Genomic DNA, 21,259 nt, shown 5'->3' with positions numbered 1-21,259 from the left:
ATGGGGGCAACGACGTGAACTTCGACGGGCTGCGAGGGGGCGTGAGGCGGCGCGAGCGGGATGCGAGGCGGCGCGAGCGGGATGCGAGGCGGCGCGAGCGGGAGCGGGCGCTAGCCGAGCCACTCCAGGTAGAAGGCGCCGACGCCGACCGCGACGAGGATGCCGGCGACGATCCACAGCCGCACGACGATGGTCACCTCGTGCCAGTTCATCAGCTCGAACGTGTGATGGATGGGTGTCATCAGGAACAGCCGCTTGCCCCGCGTCGCCTTGAAGTACGCCCGCTGGATGATCACGGAGCCGGCCTCGATCACGAAGAGGCCGCCGATCACGATCAGCAGGAGCTCGGTGCGGGTCTCGATGGCGAGGGCGCAGAGCGCACCGCCCAGCCCGAGCGCGCCGGTGTCGCCCATGATGATCTTGGCGGGATTGGTGTTCCACCAGAGGAAGCCGATGAGCCCGCCGCAGATCGCGGCCGCGACGATGGCGAGGGAGAGCGGATCCGACGTGGTGTAGCACACGCTCACGTTGTCGGGGTGGAGCGTCGGATTGGTGCAGGACTGGCTGAACTGCCAGAAGCCGATGAAGACGTAGGCCCCGATGGAGAGGATCGATGCGCCCGTCGCGAGCCCGTCCAGCCCGTCGGCGAGGTTCACGCCGTTGGTCGTCGCCGCCGCGAGGACGTTGACCCACAGGATGTAGAGGACGATCCCGACGATCGGGACCGCCGTGGCGATCCGGGCGAAGTCGAGTGCGGGGATGTCGCGGATGGCGGAGATCGCGGTCGAAGCGGGGGTGACCCCGTCGGAGCCCGGCAGGGAGATCGCGAGGATCGCGTAGACGGTTCCGACCACCACCTGGCCGAGCACCTTCGACCATCCGCCGAGCCCGAGGCTGCGCTGGTTGCGCACCTTGAGGAAGTCGTCGACGAAGCCGACGGCGGCCATCCCGACCAGCATCAGCAGCACCAGCAGCGCAGACGGGGTGATGCCCTCGCCGCCGTTGACGAGAGCGGCGGTGAAGAAGCCGAAGAGCGTCGCCAGGATGAAGACGATCCCGCCCATCGTCGGCGTGCCGCGCTTGGTGTGATGCGACTGGGGGCCGTCCTCTCGGATGTACTGGCCCAGCTCCAGCTTCGTGAACAGTCGGATGAAGGCCGGGGTGAGCGCGAGCGAGAAGACGAGCGCGAGACTGCCGGCGAGTAGAAGGGTCCCCACCTAGGCATCCTGGCAGGCCGCCGCGGGGAATCCCGAATCCGCCACGGCCGGCGGCGCGGCCGGCGGGACGCTCAGCGCGCCCGGGCGAGCGGGGTGCAGCCGAGGATGTGCTCCCGGGTCCGGCGGGCGACTCCGAGCGGAACGTCGATGTCGATGCCGGGCATGTCCTGTTCGACGATCGCGAAGATGTCCGGATCGATGGCGGCCACGGCCTCGATGACGGGCGCGAACTCCGGGATGCCGGCCGGCGGTTCGACCATCACCTCGATGGCGGCGTCGGCGAACGGCACGTCGTTCTTGAGCACCTCGAATCGCAGTCCGGGGTCGATCTGCTTGAGATGCAGGTATCCGATCCGGTCGGGATGCTCCCGGATCAACGCCACGCTGTCCCCGCCGTAGTACGCGAAGTGCCCGGTGTCGAGGCACAGGTTGAGCAGGTGCGGGTCCGTCAGCTCCAGCAGTCGCTCGACCTCCCGGTGGGTGCCGACATGCGAGTCGGCGTGCGAATGGAACTGCTGCTTCAGGCCGTACTCCTCCAGAAGCAGCCGGCCCAGCCGATCGTGGCCGGTGGCGAGCCGCCCCCACTGGTCGGCGGTGAGGCTGCGCTCCTCCAGCGGCGCACCGGAGGTCTCAGAGCGCCAGAGGTCCGGGATGACGATGATGTGCCGACCGCCGACCGCCCGCGTGAGCTCCGCCACCCGATGGACCTGCTCGAGCGCCGCCTCCTCGTTCGCCGCCCTGCGGTGGAAGCCCGTGAACACGGTGCCCCCGCTGATCCGCAGGTCGCGCGCGGCGAGCTCGTCGAGCAGTCGCCCGGGATCGGTCGGCAAATAGCCGTAGGGGCCGAGCTCGATCCAGTGGTAGCCGGCAGCCTGCACCTCGTCGAGGAACCGCTGCCACGGGATCTGGCGCGGGTGGTCGGCGAACCAGACCCCCCAGGAGTCGGGAGCCGTCCCGATGCGCAATCCGGTGCCGGCGGTGTCGGTGCGGGCGAGGGCGGTGTCGGTCATGGTCGTCTCCCTGTCATCGGGGTGCGGGCGGTCATCGGGGTGCGGGCGGTCATCGGGGTGCGGGCGCCCCCGGTCGATGGGTGCCTCGTCGGGTGGGGGCGGGCATCGGTCAGGCGGTGTTGTAGCGCTTCACGAACTGCTCCTCCAGCTCCTCCAGGGTGCGGCCCCGCGTCTCGGGCACCGCGACGGCGATGAACAGCAGCGCGAGGGCCGCGACGAACGCGAAGAGCAGGAAGGTGCCGAAGCCGAGCGAGGCGACGAGCGAGGGGAAGGACAGCGAGATGATCGCGTTGGTGACCCAGAGCACGAGGACGGCGAGTCCCATCGCGAGCCCCCGCAGGCGCAGCGGGAAGATCTCGGAGAGCATCAATCAGGCCAGCGGCCCGAGGGTGCCCTGCATCAGCCCGACGAAGAGCAGGATGCACACCAGCAGCACCCACGCCCGTGCCGGGTCGCCCTCGGGGAGCGCGAGTCCGAAGTATCCGACCAGCACATGCGACACGAGGATGCCCGTGAAGCCGAACAGCATCATCCCGCGCCGGCTGAAGCGGTTGAGCAGGGGGAGGGCGATGAGCATGGCGACGATCGAGATCACGCCGATGAGGACGTTGAAGGTGAGCGCCGAGTCCCGCTCGAATCCGGCCTGCTCGAGCACCTGGGTCCCGTAGTACTGCATCGAGTTGATGCCGGTGAGCTGCTGGAAGGCGGCGATGCCCATGCCGATGAGGATGAGCCGCCTGATCCACGGCTGGGAGCGGATCTCCGCCCACGCGCTGTAGCCCGCCGTGAGCTCCCGCTCCTCCTCGATGAGCGCAGCGACCTCGGCGTGCTCGGCCTCCGCGCGCTCAGGCGAGCGCACGCTCCGGAGCACCGCCAGGGCCTCGTCGGAGCGCCCCTTCAGGAGGAGCCAGCGCGGGCTCTCGGGCAGCCGCAGCATCCCGATGAAGAGCACGATGGCCGGGACCGCGGCGATCGTGAGCATGTAGCGCCAGACGTCGGCGTGAGCACTCCAGATGTTCCCGATGATCGCGTTGAAGAGGAACGCGAGGAACTGACCGCTGACGATCATCAGCTCGTTGCGACTGACGACGCCGCCGCGCTTCTCGAAGGGCGCGATCTCGCCGAGGTAGACGGGCACCGTCACGGAGGCGCCGCCGACCGCGAGCCCGAGGACGAACCGCGACGCGAGGAACACACCGTACGTCGGCGAGACCGCGCTCGCGACCGCTCCGATGAAGAAGACGACGGCCAGCACCACGATCGTCCGGCGGCGGCCGAAGCGGTCGGCGACGCGACCGCCGACCAGTGCCCCGATGGCGGCGCCGATCAGCAGGCTGAAGGTGATCAGCCCCTCTTCGACCGGGTTCAGCCCGAAGTAGTCGACGATGAAACCGAGCGCCCCGTTGAGCACCCCGGTGTCATAACCGAAGAGCAGTCCGCCGAAGGTCGCGATCACCGCGACGGTGCCGACGCGCCGGTTGTATCTGCTCGGACCACCGAGGGGAGGGAGGGCGCGGGACGAGACCGTCTCCGTGCTGGGGATGTGGGACATGCTCGGACCTTTCGTATCTCACCTTTGAGCTACACACTCGGACATCTGAGATATGGCATCTTTGATAGGACAAACTATCAACCTGACGAATGCCGCGCAACTCCGCCTGGCGGCCACCGCCCCGTACGCTGACAGAAGCATCCACTGCCGTCGAAGGAGGACCGAGTGAGCGAGCGACGCCGAGACGCGACTCCCCCGCGCCGGATGGGCATCCTCCGCCGGCCGTCGGCGACCGAGGCGGCCCCACGACCGACGCCGACACCGCACCTCACCCGATACGTGAGCGACGGCCGCGCCGAGAACGCTCCCGTCGACGCCACGGTGGCCGACGGGCTGCGCTTCGCCGAGGCCGCTCCTGATCGCATGGCCATGTTCCTGTACCCGACGCCGACACCGGCCGACATCCACGACCTGGAGGCCGCCTGGGGCCTGCATCCCCTGCTCGTGGAGGATCTGATCCACGCGCACCAGCGGCCGAAGCTCGACCGCTACGGCGAAGTGCTCTTCCTCGTGGTGCGGTCGGCCCGCTACCTCGATGCGACGGAGGAGGTCGACTTCGCCGAGTTCCATCTGCTCGTCCGCCCCGGCGCGGTGGCCGTCCTCTGCCAGGACGGGCGCTGGCTCGACGGCACCGACGGCGCGGACTTCGACGAGGACGAGATCCTGCGGTCCGACCGCCCGGAGCGCACCCTCCTGGCGGACGAGCGGCTCCTGCGCCTCGGCCCCGAGGCCGTCGTCTACCGGCTCCTCGACGCCATCGTGGACGGCTACGTGCCGGTGCTCACCGGGATCGCCGTCGACAAGGAGCAGATCGAACGCCAGGTGTTCAGCGGCGACGCCGCCGCGGCCGAGCGCATCTACCGCCTCAGTCAGGAGGTCATCGACCTGCAGCACGCCACCTCCGCCCTGGCCGAAGTGCTCGACGCACTGACCAGGGGTTTCGGCGCCTACGACATCCCCGAGGCGCTGCAGGCGTATCTGCGCGACGTCTCCGATCACCTCACGCGCGTGAACACCCGGGTCGCCGAGTACCGGGCGGCGCTCTCCCAGATCCTCGAGGTGAACTCGACCCTCGTGGCCCAGCGGCAGAACGAGGACATGAAGAAGATCTCGGGATGGGCGGCGATCCTGTTCGCCCCCACCTTGATCGCCGCGGTGTACGGGATGAACTTCGACAACATGCCGGAACTCCACTGGGCGTTCGGCTACCCGCTGGCGGTGGTCGGGATGGTCGCGTTCGCCGCTCTGCTCTACTGGATCTTCAAGCGGAGCCGGTGGATGTAGGCACCGCCGGCCCTCCGCCCGCTCGCCCTTCCGAGGTTCACGTCGTTGCTCTCATTCGAGCGGAATGAGCGCAACGACGTGAACGTCGGCAGGGGCCGGCGGCAGACGTCGGCGGCGGGAGCGGAGGGGCAGGGGCGTCAGCCGACGAGCGAGGCCGCCTCCGCGGCGGTCTCCCCCGTCACGATCGACGTGAGATCGACCTCCCGTCCGCTGACCCGGAAGGCATAGCGACCGGTCTGCTCGATGGGCGCGGTCTCCTGCATGTAGTCCCGCAGTTCCTGGCGCTCCGGCGCCGTGAGCCATTCGAGCGGGTCGGAGGTGGAGCGGAACTCGAGCACGGCGGCCGTGTCGCGCAACGCCCGACGCTCGCCGTCGGAGAGCAGGCTGCGCACGCTGCGGAAGTAGACGGCGTCAGGGTCGACCTCGTAGAGGCGCTTCATCCAGGCGCGGTTGATGGAGGAGACGATCGAATTGCGTGCTCCGACGCCGGACGGGTCGCCCACCCGCTCCGCGTTGTCCCAGAACGCGCCGACGTCCGGTCCGACCCGGGCCCCGTCGAACACCCCGACCGAGGGGATCATCGGCACTCCGCAGCCGAGCAGGTAGACGTCGTCCCCGACGACCGAGCGGATGTGCTGCACGGCCTCCCGGTACGCGGTCTCGCGGTGGACTGCGGTGCTGCGGGTGCCGGCGATGGCACCCGCGTACATGAAGTCGAGCTTCAGGTAGCGGAATCCCCAGCCGGTGACGCGTTCGAACACCTCGCGCAGGTGGTCCTTCACCTCGGCCTGCGTCGTATCGAGGGAGTAGTAGTGGGAGTCCCAGTTGTACCCGCTGACCAGCGGGCGGCCGTCGTCATCCTGCACCAGCAGATCGGGACGGGTGCGGGCGATGTCGGAGTCGGGCAGGGCGATCAGCGGCGCGAGCCAGAGACCGGGGCGGAACCCGGCGTCGGCGATCGTCCCTGCCGTCGCCGCCATGCCCGACGGGAACTTCGCGTTCGCGGTCCAGTCGCCGACGATGGGCTCCCAGCCGTCGTCGAGCTGGAAGACGTCGAATGGGTAGCCGGCGAGATCGGTGACCGTGCGCCGGATGAGGTCCTCGTCGATGTCCTCGAAGAAGGAGTACCAGCTGCTCCACACGGCCCCGGCCCGCAGCGAGCGCCTCCCGAGCCGCTCCGCCACGAGGTCGGCGTAGGCGGCGAACACCTCGATCTCGGGTCCGTATCCGACGAACCACTCCGCCGAACTCTCCTCGGCACGACCCCAGAGCACGTTGCCGTCGGCCCCGACCCGCGGGGTCCCGAGTCCGAGGCCACCGAGCAGCAGCACGTCGCCGGTGTCGCCGACGACCGCACCGACCGCGCTTCCCGAGTGGAGCTGCGGCGTCTCGTTCGCCGCATCGTCGGCGGTGAGCAGGCGCCGCGGGCTGTCCTTGATGCCGATGGTCTCGCCGTCGGTGCGCGCCCAGCCGGACGGGCTCCACGAGTTCCAGCCGTGGCGGTAGAACTCGGTGTCGCCGAAGGGGTGCAGGAGGGCGACGGGCCCGGCGGGAACCAGGTGGCCTCCCGGCACCGCGGTCGGCGATCCGGTGACGTTGGCGGGGATCCGCACGGATCCGAAGTCGAAGGTGTGCAGCATGGTGGGCTTTCTGTGTGGTGCGCGGGGGCGGCGGGTCGCCGCCCCCGCGCGGATCGTCACTACTTGAAGAGGGCGTTGACCTGCTTGTTCGCCTCGGTCAGCGACGCCTTCGCGTCCTTCTGACCGAGCGCGACGCTCTGGATGGCGTCCTGCACGATCTGGCTGATCTCGGTGCCGTGGTAGCTGATCGGGAGGATGAACGTGCCGTCCTTCGCCTGCTGCTCGTCCAGGAACACCTGGGCGTTCAGGCCCTCGCCCTCGCGTACCTGGGCCGACTTCTCCGAGGCCTCCTTGATCGCGGGGAAGACGACGCCGGTCGCGGCGACGGTGTTCTGGCAGTCGGCGGAGGCGAGGTACTTGACCCACTCCCACGCCTGGTCCTTGTGCTTGGAGCCGGCGTAGATCGCGTCGGACAGGCCGTTGATCGCGGTCTTGCGCCCCTCCGGGCCGATCGGCAGCGGGGCGAAGCCGAACTGGTCGGTCTTGCCCGTGTAGGAGGCCAGGTTGAACGAGCCGAGGGTCGTCAGCGCGCCGCCGCCGTTGTCGAGCACCTCGGACCGGGCGAGGGTGGACTGCACGTCGAGCTTGGGCGCATAGCCCTTCTTCGACAGGTCGGCGAGCCACTGCACGGTGTCGGTCAGCTTCGACTGGTCGTAGTTGAAGGTCGTCCCGAACGGGTTCTTGTCGGAGTAGTACCAGCCGTTGGAGACCGCCAGGTTGCCCCAGCCGTTCTGCCCCTGCGAGCCGTCCGCCCACTCGGGGAGGAAGCCGAAGGTCTTCACGTTGTTCTTGTCGAACGCGGGGTCGAGTCCGTTGTGGCCGTTCTTGTCGACCGTCAGCTTCGCGATCAGCTGCTCGAAGGTCCCGCCGTCCTTCGCGTTCCAGGTGAGGTCGGAGAGCGACTTCTCGTCGACGCCCGCCGCGGCGAGATCGGCCTTGTTGTAGACCAGGCCCATCGTGTCCCAGTCCTTCGGTAGGCCGTAGCGCGCATCGTCGACCTTCCACAGGTCGGCGAGGCCGTCCACGTACTGCGAGAGGTCGATCTTGTCCTTCTTGACGTAGGGCTCGATGTCTACGATCTGCTTGTCCTGCACGAACTGGGGGTAGTACGACACCTGGTCGACCCAGACGTCGGGCGCGCTGCCCGCGGCGATCTGCGTGGAGAGGTTGGTCCAGTACTGGCCCCACGCGCTCTGGCTGATCTTGATCGTGATGTTCGGGTTGGCCTTCTCGAAGTCGGTGGCGCACTGCTGGTAGGCGGGCACCTGGGTGTCGTCCCACATCCAGTAGTTCAGGGTCACCTTCTCGTCGGATCCCGAGCCCGAGGAGGAGCAGGCCGAGACGCCGACCAGGAGTGCGGCGGCGGCGGCGATGGCGGCGACGCGACGTACCTTTGTCATTGATTTCTCTCTCTGTGTTGGATGGTGCGATGGGGGAGGTCCAGGGTGGTTCCTGGTCACTTGATGCCGGTGAAGTTGAGGGATTCGACGATCCGGCGGCCCAGGAAGATGAGCAGTACGAGCACCGGGACGACCGAGAGGGTCGAACCGGCCATCAGACCGGTCCAGTCGGGCTGGGTGTTCGGCGACTGCTGGAGGTAGACGCCGAGGGCGACGGTCATGGTGCGCACCCCTTCGTCGCGGCCGATCAGGAGTGGCCAGAGGTAGTCCTTCCACGCCCAGACCACGGTGATCAGACCGATCGTGATGAGCGGACCCCGGCTCATCGGCAGGGCGATGCGCCAGAACACGCGCGCCTTGCCTGCGCCGTCGAGCATGGCGGCCTCCTCGACGTCCGTGGGGATGTTGAGGAAGAACTGCCGCAGGAAGAACAGGGCGAACGGCGTCATCAGCAGGCTGGGGGCGACCATGCCCCAGATCGTGTTGAGCAGGCCCAGGTCGCGCACCAGGACGAAGTTCGGCAGCAGCGTGAAGATGCCGGGAACCATCAGGGCGGCGATCAGGATGGCGAACAGTGCGTTGCGGCCGGGGAAGCGCAGGCGGGCGAAGGCATAGCCGGCCATGGAGCAGAACAGCGTCTGGAAGAACCCGATCAGGGCGCAGTACACGATCGAGTTCCACAGGTACAGCAGGAAGTTGATCGAGGCGCCCGAGCCTCCCGCCGCCTGGTCCTCGGCGGGACTCAGGAAGCCGAGCACCCGGGCGAAGTTGATCAGCGTCGGGCTGCCGGGGAAGAACGAGCCGGAGTCCCTGATCACGTCCGCGGCGGGCGTGAGGGCGGTCTTCAGCATCCAGTAGAAGGGGAAGAGCGTCAGGATCAACGAGACGATCAGGACGATCCAGCCCAGCGTGCGTCCGATCGAGAAGGGGCGCCGTTCGCGGCGGGCGGCGAGCGGCGGGGCGGGAGGCCGTGCGGCGGCGTCGAGGGTCGGCACGGTCGGCTGCGTTGTCGTCATGGCGGTGTCCTAGGCGAGCTGGGATTCGGAGGCGCGGAGGAGGCGGAGCTGCACGGCCGTCAGCACGCCGAGGATGACCACGAGGACGATGGCCATCGTCGCCGCGTAGCCCATGTGGAAGAACGTGAACGCCTGTTGGTAGATGTAGTAGTAGATGACCCTCGTGGCGTTGACCGGTCCGCCCTTGGTCGTCACCGCCACCGTGTCGAAGATCTGGAACGACCCGATCAGCGAGACCACGAGCACCAGGGCCATCACCGGCCGCAGCAGCGGGAGGGTGATGCGGGTGAACAGCCGCCACTCCCCCGCCCCGTCGAGCGACGCGCTCTCGTAGAGGTCTCCCGGGATCTGCAGCATCCCCGCGTAGAAGAGGGCGGTGTAGCCCGTGAACGCCCAGGTGTTCACGATCGAGATGGTGGGGATGGCGAGGGCCGGGTTGGTGAAGAATCCGACGGCCGGCAGCCCCATCGACGTGATGAGGTGGTTCACGAAGCCGAGGTTCGTGTCGAGCAGCCACAGCCAGACCAGGCCCACCGTCACGTTCGGGACGAGCCAGGGCAGGAGCAGGGTGGTGCGCAGCATGACCGAGCGGGTCAGCCGGTGCATCAGCGCCGCGAGGAGGAGCGCGAGCGCCGTCTGCGTGGTGACGTTGACGATCACGTAGGAGAGCGTGACGCCCATGGAGTTCCAGAACTCCTTGTCCTGCAGCACGGCGACGTAGTTGTCGATGCCGACGAACGAGGGGTCGGTCAGGAGGCTGTAGTCGGTGAACGACCACCAGAACCCGCGGATGGTCGGATACAGGTAGAACACCGCGAAGCCGATGAGCACCGGTGCGATGAAGAGCCAGGCGACGCGACGGTCGTCCCGCAGCCGTCGCCGCGGGAGTCGCGGGGAGCGGCCGCGGGTCGCGGCTCTCGGGAGGAGGGCTGTCATAGGTACCTCTCCGCGACCGGGACGAGCTGCTCGCCGTCGGCGCAGGGTCGAATTCGCCGGATCCGCGAGCGATTCGCCGATCCGCAGGGTGCTCATCCGCGGTAAAGTCGGGGTGAGCGAGTTAATTATGCAACTTGGCGTTAATAATGGCAAGAGCGAGGAGCGACATGGCGCGTGAGGCCGTGGTTCAGACGATCGAGGGGTCCGTGGGAAGCCGTTCCCTGCTGCGCCGGATGAACTCCTGGGGGATCCTGCGCGCCGTGATGGACCATCCCCAGACCATGCGCGACCTCGCCGCGGACTCCGGGCTGTCGCGCACGGCGGTCGACGCGATCGTGACCGATCTCGTCGAGCTCGGCTGGCTCGTGCCGTGGGACGGCTCCCCCGCCGGACGGCTCGGCCGGCCGGCCGCCTCGTATCGGATGGCCGCGGGGCTCGGGCGGTTCCTCTCGCTCGACATCGGCGCGAACCACATCTACGCGGTCGTCACGGACCTCACCGGTCAGGTGTGCGGTCATCTCACCGTGCCCACCGAGGAGGAGGTCCCTGCGGAGGAGCGCGTCGTCTCCGCGCTCGCGGTGGCGGACGAGCTGCTGGCGAGCCTCGGCCTCGATCGGAGCGCGGCCTGGGCGGTCGCCATCGGGTCGCCCGGTGCGATCAGCACGGCGGGCGAGGTGCTCCACTTCGGCGGCACCGGCATGCCCGGCTGGATCGGCCTCGACCTGCGCGAGCGGTTCCGGCGCGAGTTCGACGCGGCGGTGCTGGTGGAGGGCGACGTCGCCCTCGGAGCGCACGCCGAACTGGCCATCGGTGCGGCGCGCGACCGCACCGACGTCGTCTACATCCTCTGCGGGGCCCGGACCAGCGGTGCCTCCATCGTCGGCGGGAAGGTGCACCGCGGGGTCCACGGGGCCGCGGGCATCGTCGGCGAGATGCCGGAGCTGCGCTGGCAGGAGCTGAACGAGCAGTACGGCAGCTCGGTGCTCGCCACCCCGCGCCCCAGTCGGCAGGAGATCTTCGAGGCCGCACGAGCAGGGGACCCCGCCGCCGTCGCCGCGGTGGACGAGTTCGCCGACGACCTCGCCACCGGCGCCGCCGCGCTCACGCTCGCCATCGACCCGGAGCTCCTCGTGATCGGCGGCGGCAGCTCCCCGAGCGCCGACGTCTTCCTCCCCCGGTTCGAGCGGACGTTGCGCGGGATCGTCCCGCTGCCTCCCGCGGTCATCGCCTCCACACTGGGCTCGGAGGCCGTCGCCATGGGCGGCATCAGCCTCGCCGAGAACCACCTGCGCGCGGTGCTCGAGGGCGCCGTCGTCGCCCGCGACGCCTTCCCCAGCCCGGCGGAGTCGATGGAGCTGCTCCGCTCGGCCGGCTGACCCCGAGGTTCACGTCGTTGCCCTCATTCCGGCCGAATGAGCGCAACGACGTGAACCTCGGCGGGCGGCGGCGGGCGGCGTCGGCGGGTGGCGGCGGATCCGAATCTCGCCCTCGCGGATGAAGCACGTCAACCGTTCGGATGACGATCCGGCGGCCGGAACCCGGGACGCTGGGACGCATGGGGATCACGACACTGCGGCCGTCCGCCGAGCTCGAGCCGGCGCGTTGATGGCCTGGACATCCGAGCTGATCGTCCACGACGAGGCCATTCGGGCGAATACGGAGCACTTCGCGGCGGTCACCGGCGACCGGCTGATGGCGGTGCTCAAAGCCGACGCCTTCGGGCACGGGGCGATCGCGCACGCGGTCCTGGAGGCCGGAGCCCGGTCCGTCGGCGTCACGTCCATCGACGAGGCCCTCGCTCTGCGGGCCGCCGGGGTCCGCGCTCCGATCCTGAGCTGGCTCAACCCGGTCGACGCCGACTTCGGCGCCGCCGTGCTCGCCGACGTCGACCTCGCCGTGTCCAGTCCGGCGCTGTTGCACGCGGTCGCCCGGTCGGCAGCGCTGCTCCGGCGCCGTGCGCGTGTCCACCTGCACGTCGACGTGGGCATGGCGCGGGACGGATCCCCGATCACGGCGTGGCCGGCGCTGTGCACGATCGCACGGGAGCTGGAGCATCTCGGCAGCATCCACGTCGTCGGGGTGATGGGTCACATGTCGTGCGCCGACCAGCCGGACCATCCGCAGAACCTCCGCGAACGCCTGGTCTTCGCGAACGCCGTGCGCACCGCACGCCGCCGGGGTCTCGCCCCCGCGGTCACGCACCTCGCCGCGACGGCCGCCACGGTCACCGGGGTCGGCGACGGGTTCGGGCTGCACCGGATCGGGGCGGGGCTCTTCGGCATCGACCCGTCGGGCACCTCCCACGCCCTCCGCCCGGCGCTCTCACTCGTCACGCACGTCGTCACGTCCCGGGAGGTGGAGACGGGGACGGGCATCGGCTACGGCCTGGACCACATCGCGGAGCGGCGCACGCACCTCGCCCTGCTCCCGCTCGGGTACGGCGACGGGCTGCCCCGCGCGGCGTCCGAGCGGGCCGCCGTGCTCATCCGCGGCCGTCGCCGTCCCCTCGTCGGGCGGTTCTCGATGGACATGGTGGTCGTGGACACCGGGGACGACGAGGTCGCGCCCGGCGAGCAGGTCACCGTGTTCGGCCCGGGTGGGCACGGCGAACCCACCGTCGCCGAGTGGGCCGGCTGGGCCGGGACGATCGAGCACGAGATCGTCACCCGCGTCGGCAGCAGGGTGGCGCGGGTCCACCGCACCTCGACCGGCGAGGCGCAGCGTCAGGAGGCGGTCGATGCGTGAGGCGGAGACGACCCGAGAGGCAGACATCGCGCGAGAGGCGGAAGCGACCCGAGAGGCAGACCTGATGCGAGAGGCAGAGACGCGGCCGAGGGCGGATGCGGTGCGCGCAGCGGACGCGGCTCCGGAGAGGGGCGTCCTGCGGGTCGCTATCATCGGCGGCGGAGCGAACGACGAGCACGAAGTCTCGCTCGCCTCGGCCGCGGCCGTCGCGCGGGCCGTCCGCGACCTCGGCCACGACGCCGTGCCGGTGACGATCGACCGCTCCGGCGGCTGGCACGTCGCCGGCCGGTTGACCCTCTCCGCCGCGCAGGCGGTGGCCCTCCTCGGCTCCTGCGACCTCGCCTTCCCCGTGCTGCACGGTGTGAACGGCGAAGACGGCTCGATCGCGGGGCTCCTGAGCCTGGCCGGCGTCCCCTTCGCCGGCTCCCCGGTGCGCGCCGGGGCGATCGGGATGGACAAATGGGTCACGAAGCTCGTGGCGGAGGCCCTGGGCATCCGGACCGCGCCCGCGCTGCTGGTGCGCCCGGGCGCCGATCCCGCCTCGATCCGGCTCGACCCTCCCGTGGTCGTGAAGCCGACGACGGGCGGGTCCAGCAACGGGGTCTCCGTGGTCCGGGAGGCCGCCGAGCTCGGTCCGGCGATCGACCACGCCCTCTCCGCCGGGAGCACCGCGCTCGTCGAGGCGTTCGTCGTCGGCCGCGAGGTCGACATCGCGGTCTTCCGCGACAGCCGTGGCGCGCTGCGGGCCGGTGCCGCGCTCGAGATCGGCGTGGCCGACGGCGGTGTGTTCGGCCGCGACCAGAAGTACGACGGCACCGCATCGTTCACCGTGCCCGCGCCCATCACGGCCGGCGAGCAGGCGGAGATCGAGGCGGCGGCCACCGCCCTCTACGACGCCCTCGGCTGCGCGGGAGTCGCACGCTTCGACTTCTTCCTCACCCCGGCGGGCGTGCTACTCAACGAGGTGAACACCACTCCGGGCTTCACCGAGGCGTCGCAGGTGCCCCGGATGTACGCCGCCCTCGGCCTGGACTACGCCAGCCTGGTCGCCGAGCTCCTGGAGGTGGCGCTGAGCGCCGCGGTGACGGCCGCGACGACAGCGACGCCTGCGACCACTGCGTCGACGTCCGGCAGCGGGCCGGCTCGATGACGGACGCCGCCGCCCCGACCGCGCGCGAAGGCTGGGGTGACGCGCTCAAGGGCGCGCTCATCCTGCTCGTGGTGCTCTGGCACGTCGTCATGAAGAGCTACCTGAACATCGATTGGCAGCTCGGCGTGCCGATCCCCGGCATCTGGGGCCTGTTCGGCGATGTCATCTGGCCGTTCCTGATGCCCCTGTTCCTGCTGGTCTCTGGATACTTCGCCGCGAACGCCCTCACCCGGCCGTGGGCGGTGGTCGCCCGCACCCGCGTCGCACGGTTCCTCTACCTCTACCTGCTGTGGTCGCTCATCCACATGGCCGCCATGTGGGCCTTCCCCGACTTCCCGACCCTGGTCCCGCGCGGCGTCGCGGAATTCGTGGAGTCGGTCACGATCAGCCCGCCCAACACCTGGTACCTCTACGCGCTGGCGGTGTACTTCGTGGTCGCGAAGGCGTTCGCGCGCCTCCCGGCCTGGCCGCTCATCGGGGCGGCGGCGGTGCTGTCGGTCGTGGTCTCCGCCGGCTGGGTGGAGGTGGTGAGCAATCGCGGGTCGCTGCTCTACAACCTCACCTTCTTCCTGCTGGGGCTGCATCTCGCCCCGCAGCTGCGTCGTCTGCTCGCCCGCGTGCGCCTGCCGATCGCACTCCTGCTCGTCGGCGGCTACGCGGCGGCGTTCGCGGCCATGCGGCTCACCGGCTCCGAACAGGTGCCGGGCGTGTGGTTCGCGGTGTCGGTGATCGGGGTGTCGGCCGGCCTGGGCATCGCGCCCGCACTGTCGCGGCTCCGCGTCGTCGGTGCGGGACTGGGCCGGCTCGGGCAGCTCAGCCTGCCGATCTATCTGATCCACATGCCCCTGCTCGCTTTGGCGGACTTCCTCCTCGCCGGCTGGCTGTCGGGCTCCCGGGTCGCCGTCCAGCTGGCGGCGGCCGTGGTGCTGCCGGTGATCCTCACCGCCGCCCTCGTCGCCGGCAGCCTGGGGCTCCACCGCCTGCTGCTGCGCGACGGGGCGTCCTGGCTGTTCGATCTGCCGCGCTGGACGGCGCCGGGCGCGCTCGCTCGCCGCGGACGCGGCGTGCCCTGGCGGACCTCCATCGCGGTCGTGGTGCTGGTCGCCGCCGGTCTCGTCACCGCAGGCGCGACCGCGATCCCCGGCTGCGGACCCACACCGCCCGCGCAGGCCGCGTCCCGCAGCGGGGAGGTGCGCATCGGCGCCACCGGCGACCTGCTCATCCACGATGTCGGCCACCGGGTGCCCGCGGACGGCGGGGAGCACCATTTCGACGCCGTGCGCCCGTGGCTCACCGGCGACATCGTGACGGGGAACCTGGAGCAGGTGATCTCGGACGACACCGGGTACGACAAGTGCGGCGCCGATGCGGATTGCCTCGCCTTCCGCAGCGCACCGGGGACCGCCGCGTACTTCACCGGGTTCGACCTCCTGAACCTGGCGAACAACCACAGCAAGGACTTCGGCGACGAAGGCTACGCGAACACCCGGGCCGGGCTCGCCGCACACGGCATCCGCGCCGTCGGAGACCGCGACGAGATCGTGTGCACGCGGATCGGCGACACGACCGTGGCGATGATCGGCTTCGCCCCGTACCAGGGCTTCAACCGGGTGACCGATCTGCGGCACGTCCGGCGGGTGGTCGCCGCGGCGGCGGCATCCGCGGATGTCGTGGTGGTGCAGGCGCACCTGGGAGCCGAGGGTCCCGACGCGAACGTCGTCGCCCCGGGCGTGGAGCGGATGTACGGCGAGAATCGCGGCGACGTCGTGGCGTTCGCGCACGCCGCCGTCGATGCCGGGGCCGACCTCGTCCTCGGCCACGGACCGCACACATTGCGGGGCGCGGAGTTCTATCGCGGGCGCCTCATCGCCTACAGCCTCGGCAATTTCGGGGGCGGGGGCGTCTTCGGCGCCGAGCAGGCCACGCGCTACGGCGTCTACCTCGACGTGAGCCTCCACGCCGACGGCAGCTTCGCCCGCGGCCGGATGCGCTCCGTCCACTTCGCCTTCGACGACGGCGCGCCCGTACCGGACCCGGATGGTCGCGCGGCCGCCCTCGTGGACGCGTTCGGCCGCCGCGACTTCCCCGCGACGGCGCCACGGATCGCCGCGGACGGCATGCTCACCCGGCCCCGCCCCGCCGGCTGACCGCCGAGGTTCACGTCGTTGCGCTCATTCCGCCCGAATGAGCGCGACGACGTGAACCTCGAGCGGGTGGAGAGGAGGAGGTGGGACGGTCAGGCGAAGAGGAGGGGCGCGTCGAAGACCGCCGCGCCGGGCACCTGTGCGTTCGCGGCGCCGATCTCGGCCGCCACAGCCAGCGCACGGGCGAGCTCGGCACCCCCGTCCAGCGATCCGACGAGCCCGGCGAGGTAGCAGTCCCCGCTCCCCACCGGGAAGAGCCCGGGGCGGTCGACCGGCGGTGCCGTGATGAGGTCGCCGGACGCGGTCGCGGCGACCGAGCCCGCCTCGCCGTCGGTCACGACCGCGATCCCGGCGCCGCGCTCGACGAGGCGCCGGGCCGAGAGCTCCCGGTCGGGAGCCCCGGTCAGGTCGGCGGCCTCGCCGCGGTTCACCTTGACGAGCCGCGGACGCGCACGATCGATGATCTCGCCGAGCGCCGGGCCGTGCACGTCGATCGCGAGCAGGACCCCCCGGTCGGCTTCGGCCGCCAGGATCGCGGCGAACTCCGCTGCATCCGTCCCGACCGGCATCGCGCCGGAGACGGTCAGCCACTCGCCGGGGGCGACGGAACGCAGGCGCTCGGCGACGGCCTCGAGCGGCACGTCGAACTCGGTGACGGGCTCGTAGAACTCGGTCAGGGCGCGGGAGCCGGTGTCGCAGGCCGTGATGCACAGCCGTGTCTCGACGGCGGTCGGGATGCGGTCGACCTCGACATCGCTGCCGGCCAGCAGATCGGCGACGAGGTCGCCGATCCTCCCGCCCAGAGGGACGACGGCGCGCGTCTGGGCGCCGAGCAGGGCGAGTGCGCGCGCGACGTTCAGCGACTTGCCGCCGGCCGACCGGAGGACGACGGGCGGGCGGTGGATGCCGCCCAACCGCACCTCGTCGAGCACGTAGACGACGTCGAGGGCCGGGGTGAGCCCGAGGGTGTGGACGGTCATACCCGCGCCTCCCGGAGCTCGTCGCGGGTGGCCTGCGCCCCCGTCCCGCCGGTGCCGCGGACGGAGAGGGAACCGGCGACCGCGGCCCAGCGCAGCCGGTCCTCCTCGCCCTCGACTCCCTCCAGCAGCGCAGCGAGGTAACCGGCATCGAAGCTGTCGCCCGCGCCGGTCGTGTCGACGACGTCGAGCACCAGGCCGGGGGCGGATGCCGTGCGCCGGCCGCCCTCGAAGGCGAGTCCGCCCTCCGCGCCGGCCTTGACGACGACGCGGCAACCGAGCGCGGAGAGCGCCGCCGCCGCATCGTCGAGGTGGTCGTGCGCCCGGCCGTCCACCGCCGCGGCGATGGCCAGTGCCTCCTCGCGGTTCGGCAGGAAGACGTCGACGCGCGGGAGCACCGCGTCCAGTCCGGTCCACCGCTCCGCCGGGTCCCAGTTGGTGTCGAGGCTGATGGTCGCACCGGTGGCCGCGATCTCGTCGAGCAGCACCGGCAGCTCGGCGGCGAGGCCGGGGAGCAAGAAGTAGGAGGCGACGTGCACGTGCCGCGGCCGCAGCCGCGCGACCGCCGCGCGCACGGCATCCGGGGTCAGTGCGGGGATGGTGCCGGGCAGCGTGAGGATGGCGCGGTCCCCGGGCTCGGAGAGCACCACCGAGAGCCCCGTCGGCCGCGCGGCGTCGATCTCGATCGCGGAGTCGTCCACGCCCCCGTCGCGCAGCCGGTCGAGCACGACGGCGCCGAACTGGTCGGCCCCGACCACGGCCGCGAGGGCGGTGCGCAGGCCGAGCCGGGCCAGGCCGCAGGCGACGATCGCCGCGCTTCCGCCCAGCAGCAGCTCCGCCGAGTCGAGCAGCTGCTCCGCCTGGCCGAACCGGGGGACGGTGTCGCCGGTGAGCAGGAGGTCGGGGTTGGCGTCGCCGACGACCAGGACGTCCACGCCGCTCATCCCTTGAGCCCCGAGAACGTCATAGTGGCGATGAACTGCCGCTGCGCGAAGAGGAAGAACAGGATGAGGGGAAGCGTGGCGATCACGTTGCCCGCCATGATCAGGCTCCAATCGGTCTGGTGCGCGCCCTGGAAGTTCGCGATGCCCAGCTGGAGCGTGAACGCCGACTGGCTGTTGATCGCGATCAGGGGCCAGACCAGGTCGTTCCATGCACCCAGCAGGGTGAAGATCGCCAGGGTGGCGAGGGCCGGGCGGGCGAGCGGCAGCACGATCCGGAAGAAGACCTGCCAGCGGTTGCAGCCGTCGATCGCGCCGGCCTCCTCCAGCTCCGCAGGCAGCGACAGGAAGAACTGGCGCATCAGGAAGATGCCGAAGGCCGTCGCGAGCCACGGGACAATGGCCGCGCCGAGCCCGTTCAGCAGGCCGAGCTTGGCGAACAGGATGTAGGTCGGGATCATCAGCAGCTGCGTCGGGATCATGATGGTCGCGAGGATCATCAGGAACCCGAAGTCGCGACCGGCGAACTTCAGCCGCGCGAAGCCGTATCCGGCCAGCGAGCAGAGCACGATGTTCGAGACGATCGCGGTGGCCGACACGATGACCGTGTTGCCGAGCCAGAGCAGGATGTCGGTCTGGCCGAACAGTTTGACGTAGCCGTCGAGGGTGAAGTGCGAGGGGATGAACGGCGGCGGGAAGGCCACCAGCTCCTTCGCCGGCGAGAACGACGCCAGCGCCATCTGCGCGAACGGGACCAGGAAGAGGATCGCGATCGGGAAGAGCACGAAGTGCCACCCGCTCAGGCGCCGCTTGCGGGAACGCTGCTGCGGCTCGGCGGCGACCGTGCGGGCGGCGTCCGAGACCTCGGAGAGAAGGGCTGTCATCAGAACGCCTCCGAACCGCGGCGACGCTGGATGACGACGACGCCGATGGTGATGAGCAGCGTCACGGCGAAGAGCACGTAGGCGGCGGCGGAACCGTAGCCGAACTCCAGCGCGTGGAACGCCTTGTCGTACAGGAAGTAGACGATCGTCTTCGTCGCGTCGAGCGGGCCGCCGCGCGTGGTCGTGTAGACGAGGTCGAACAGCTGGATGGCCTGGATCGTCTGCCAGATCGCGACGAACGCGGTGACCGGCGCGAGCTGGGGCCACACGATCCGCCAGAACGTCTGCCAGGGGTTGGCGCCGTCGATGCGCGCCGCCTCGATGAGGTCGCCGGGCACATCCTGCAGCGCGGCCAGGTAGATCACGGTCGTGAACGCGGCCGAGCCCCAGAGCGACATGATCGCGATCACGATCATCGCCTGATTCGGGTCGTCCAGCCAGCCCTGCTGCGGCAGGTGCAGCACCCGGAGCACGTTGTTCACGAGGCCGAACTGCGGGCTGAACAGGTAGGTCGACAGGATGCCGGTGGAGGCCGCCGACGCGACGAAGGGGACGAAGATCGCGGTGCGGTAGAAGCCCATCCACCGGATGCGCCGGTTGAGCGCGACGGCGAGGAAGAGCCCGAGGAGCACCGACGCCGGCACGAACAGCAGCGTGAACCCGACGGTGTTGAGCACGGCGTTGCCGAACTCCGCGTCGCTCATCAACTGGGAGTAGTTGTCGCCCCCGACCCAGGTGGCGTCGCTGAAGCCGTCCCAGCTCTGGAACGACAGCACGAACGCCCACAGCGCGGGGAAGATCGAGAGGCCGAGGATGATCAGGGTGGCCGGGGCGACGAATCCCCAGCCGGTCAGCGCCGAGGTGAGCCCGCGGCGCCGGCGCGCCCGCCGCGCCCCGGCCGCGTCCGAGGACGCGCCGGGCCGCGGGAGCGCATGGGCGGTGGTGTCTGCCATTCGGGTGTCCTCGCCGCTCCTACTTCTTGTCCTTGGCCAGGGCGGCGTCGGCGGTCGCGGCGGCCTGCTCCAGCGCCGCCTTCGGCTCGCCGTCGCCCTGGAGGACCTGCGAGATCGACTTGCCGACGGCGACCGACAGGGCGGCGTAGCCCTTGGTGGTCGGGCGCGTCTGCTTCACGTTCGCGGAGTTCGCGACGAACACCTCGTAGCCGGGGTACTCGGCCGCCTCCTTGGCCACGGCGTCGGACGACGCCTCCGACGAGCGCAGCGGGAGGTTGCCGATCGCCACATTGAACCGCTCGTCCTGCTCGGCGGACGTCAGCCACTGCGCGAACTGGGTGGCCCAGTAGGCGCGGTTCTTGTCGTGGTGGTCGAAGAGCGCCCAGATGTCGGGGCCGGACACCGTCTGGTGATCCCCGTCCGTGCCCGGGAGCTGCACGACGCCGTACTTCGTGCCGCCGGTCTTCAGGTCCGACAGCTGCCACGGACCGGAGGTGATCATCCCGATGCGGTCGTTGACGAACAGCTGGCCGAACTTCACATCCGTCTGGTCGAGGTAGACGCTCTTGTCGTCCACGGCCATCGACCGCAGGAACGAGAGGGCGTCGTCGCCGGCCTTCGAGGCGAACTCCGCCTTGGTCGCGTCGTCGTTCAGGATGGCGCCGCCGGCCTGCCACAGGTGCGGCCAGAACTGCCAGGTGGTCTCCTCGCTGCCGGACACCGAGTAGCCGTAGCCGTAGATGTGGTTGGCCGGGTCGGTCAGCTTCTTCGCCGCCTCCCGGAAGTCGTCCCACGTCCAGTCCGGGGTCGGGTAGGCCAGGCCGGCCTTGTCGAAAAGGGTCTTGTTGTAGAGCAGTCCGATGTTGTCGACGACGGCCGGGAAGCCGATCACCTTGGAGCCGGTGGGCTGGGCGGTCCCGCGGGCGGCGGCGGTGAACTCGTCCCACTTCACCTCGGGCTTCTTCACCTCGTCCGAGATGTCGAGGGTGCGTCCCGAGGCCTCCAGCTGGCCGGCCCACGAGCCGAACGCGTACGACATGTCCGGGTACTGGTCTCCCGCGAATCCGGCGGAGAGCTTCTGCAGCAGCTGATCGGTCGAGGAGGCACCGGGAGAGAGGTTGATCGACACGTTCGGGTGGGCCTGCTCGAACTCCTTCGCGAGGCCCTCGATCACCTTCTGCGCCGCGTCGGCCTGTCCGGACCAGACTTCGATCTGCACCTTCGCCTTGGTGTCCAGCGTGGTCGCACCCTGCGAGCCGCTGCAGCCGGCGAGGGCGACGATCCCGGCCGTCGCGGCCAGGACGGCGGTGGCGCGGAGCGCCCGCCTGCGGAATGGAGTCAACATCTTCGGTTCTCCCTTGTGGGTTCTGCTGTGTGGATTCTGTCGTGCCCGACTGCGGGACGGCCGGG

16 protein-coding genes and 1 pseudogene are annotated in these 21,259 nt (G+C 70.4%); 5 read left to right on the top strand and 12 right to left on the bottom strand.

All coding sequences use genetic code 11. The features are described from left to right. Positions 1-110 precede the first annotated feature (110 nt). The 3 genes and pseudogenes from mraY to U870_RS22820 form a co-directional block, all read right to left on the bottom strand. Entirely contained in the window at positions 111-1,217 is a 1,107-nt protein-coding gene (gene mraY / locus U870_RS0119395) for a phospho-N-acetylmuramoyl-pentapeptide-transferase (protein ID WP_025159032.1), read from the bottom strand. Between the two features lie 71 nt (positions 1,218-1,288). Further along, entirely contained in the window at positions 1,289-2,227 is a 939-nt protein-coding gene (locus U870_RS0119390; RefSeq protein ID WP_025159031.1) for a sugar phosphate isomerase/epimerase family protein, read from the bottom strand. Between the two features lie 109 nt (positions 2,228-2,336). Beyond that, positions 2,337-3,779: pseudogene (locus tag U870_RS22820) on the bottom strand (sugar porter family MFS transporter). 165 nt (positions 3,780-3,944) lie between these two features. On the opposite strand from U870_RS22820, the gene U870_RS0119380 reads away from it, so the two are divergent. Further along, complete coding sequence (locus U870_RS0119380) at positions 3,945-5,063, top strand: magnesium and cobalt transport protein CorA (protein WP_025159030.1); 1,119 nt, start codon at positions 3,945-3,947, stop codon at positions 5,061-5,063. 137 nt (positions 5,064-5,200) lie between these two features. On the opposite strand, the gene U870_RS0119375 is transcribed toward U870_RS0119380, so the two are convergent. The 4 genes from U870_RS0119375 to U870_RS0119360 are packed head-to-tail and all read right to left on the bottom strand — an operon-like array spanning position 5,201 to position 10,055. Continuing rightward, entirely contained in the window at positions 5,201-6,703 is a 1,503-nt protein-coding gene (locus U870_RS0119375) for a glycoside hydrolase family 36 protein (RefSeq protein WP_025159029.1), read from the bottom strand. Positions 6,704-6,762: 59 nt separating this feature from the next. Beyond that, positions 6,763-8,103 carry an ABC transporter substrate-binding protein gene (locus tag U870_RS0119370; RefSeq protein ID WP_025159028.1) on the bottom strand — a complete coding sequence of 447 codons (1,341 nt, stop codon included), beginning with the start codon at positions 8,101-8,103 and terminating at the stop codon, positions 6,763-6,765. A gap of 56 nt (positions 8,104-8,159) precedes the next feature. Continuing rightward, positions 8,160-9,119 (bottom strand): carbohydrate ABC transporter permease, encoded by a 960-nt coding sequence (locus tag U870_RS0119365; protein WP_025159027.1) that lies wholly within the window; start codon positions 9,117-9,119, stop codon positions 8,160-8,162. A gap of 9 nt (positions 9,120-9,128) precedes the next feature. Continuing rightward, entirely contained in the window at positions 9,129-10,055 is a 927-nt protein-coding gene (locus U870_RS0119360; RefSeq protein WP_025159026.1) for a carbohydrate ABC transporter permease, read from the bottom strand. A 167-nt stretch (positions 10,056-10,222) separates the two neighbouring features. On the opposite strand from U870_RS0119360, the gene U870_RS0119355 reads away from it, so the two are divergent. The 4 genes from U870_RS0119355 (at position 10,223) to U870_RS23330 (ending at position 16,097) form a co-directional block, all read left to right on the top strand. Next, entirely contained in the window at positions 10,223-11,431 is a 1,209-nt protein-coding gene (locus U870_RS0119355; RefSeq protein ID WP_240183760.1) for an ROK family transcriptional regulator, read from the top strand. A gap of 229 nt (positions 11,432-11,660) precedes the next feature. Next, entirely contained in the window at positions 11,661-12,800 is a 1,140-nt protein-coding gene (gene alr / locus U870_RS0119350; protein ID WP_025159024.1) for an alanine racemase, read from the top strand. Between the two features lie 64 nt (positions 12,801-12,864). Continuing rightward, positions 12,865-13,950, top strand: coding sequence for a D-alanine--D-alanine ligase family protein (locus U870_RS0119345; RefSeq protein WP_081815370.1), 1,086 nt, complete (start codon positions 12,865-12,867; stop codon positions 13,948-13,950). Then, positions 13,947-16,097 (top strand): CapA family protein, encoded by a 2,151-nt coding sequence (locus U870_RS23330; protein WP_052357845.1) that lies wholly within the window; start codon positions 13,947-13,949, stop codon positions 16,095-16,097. Before U870_RS0119345 ends, U870_RS23330 begins: the two co-directional genes overlap by 4 nt. 89 nt (positions 16,098-16,186) lie before the next feature. Here the strand turns inward: U870_RS23330 and U870_RS0119330 are convergent, their stop codons facing one another. From U870_RS0119330 to U870_RS0119310, 5 genes are read right to left on the bottom strand one after another with little or no spacing between them, the layout of a single operon-like run. After that, positions 16,187-17,074 carry a 1-phosphofructokinase family hexose kinase gene (locus tag U870_RS0119330; RefSeq protein ID WP_025159022.1) on the bottom strand — a complete coding sequence of 296 codons (888 nt, stop codon included), beginning with the start codon at positions 17,072-17,074 and terminating at the stop codon, positions 16,187-16,189. Beyond that, a complete protein-coding gene (locus tag U870_RS0119325) occupies positions 17,071-18,015 on the bottom strand; it encodes a carbohydrate kinase family protein (RefSeq protein ID WP_025159021.1) in 945 nt (314 codons plus the stop codon). The genes U870_RS0119330 and U870_RS0119325 overlap by 4 nt, the downstream gene beginning before the upstream one ends. Continuing rightward, positions 18,012-18,896: a carbohydrate ABC transporter permease gene (locus tag U870_RS0119320; RefSeq protein ID WP_025159020.1), complete on the bottom strand. Its 885-nt coding sequence runs from the start codon at positions 18,894-18,896 to the stop codon at positions 18,012-18,014. Before U870_RS0119320 ends, U870_RS0119325 begins: the two co-directional genes overlap by 4 nt. Continuing rightward, positions 18,896-19,849 (bottom strand): carbohydrate ABC transporter permease, encoded by a 954-nt coding sequence (locus U870_RS0119315; RefSeq protein ID WP_025159019.1) that lies wholly within the window; start codon positions 19,847-19,849, stop codon positions 18,896-18,898. The genes U870_RS0119320 and U870_RS0119315 overlap by 1 nt, the downstream gene beginning before the upstream one ends. 19 nt (positions 19,850-19,868) lie before the next feature. Continuing rightward, positions 19,869-21,194 carry an ABC transporter substrate-binding protein gene (locus tag U870_RS0119310; RefSeq protein WP_025159018.1) on the bottom strand — a complete coding sequence of 442 codons (1,326 nt, stop codon included), beginning with the start codon at positions 21,192-21,194 and terminating at the stop codon, positions 19,869-19,871. Positions 21,195-21,259 lie beyond the last annotated feature (65 nt).

Origin of the sequence: Leifsonia aquatica H1aii, from assembly GCF_000633535.1 — a bacterium.
Classification (GTDB): domain Bacteria; phylum Actinomycetota; class Actinomycetes; order Actinomycetales; family Microbacteriaceae; genus Leifsonia; species Leifsonia aquatica_A.
The sequence above is the reverse complement of the archived record's forward strand: the minus strand, read 5'-3'. Positions and strand labels throughout refer to the sequence as shown.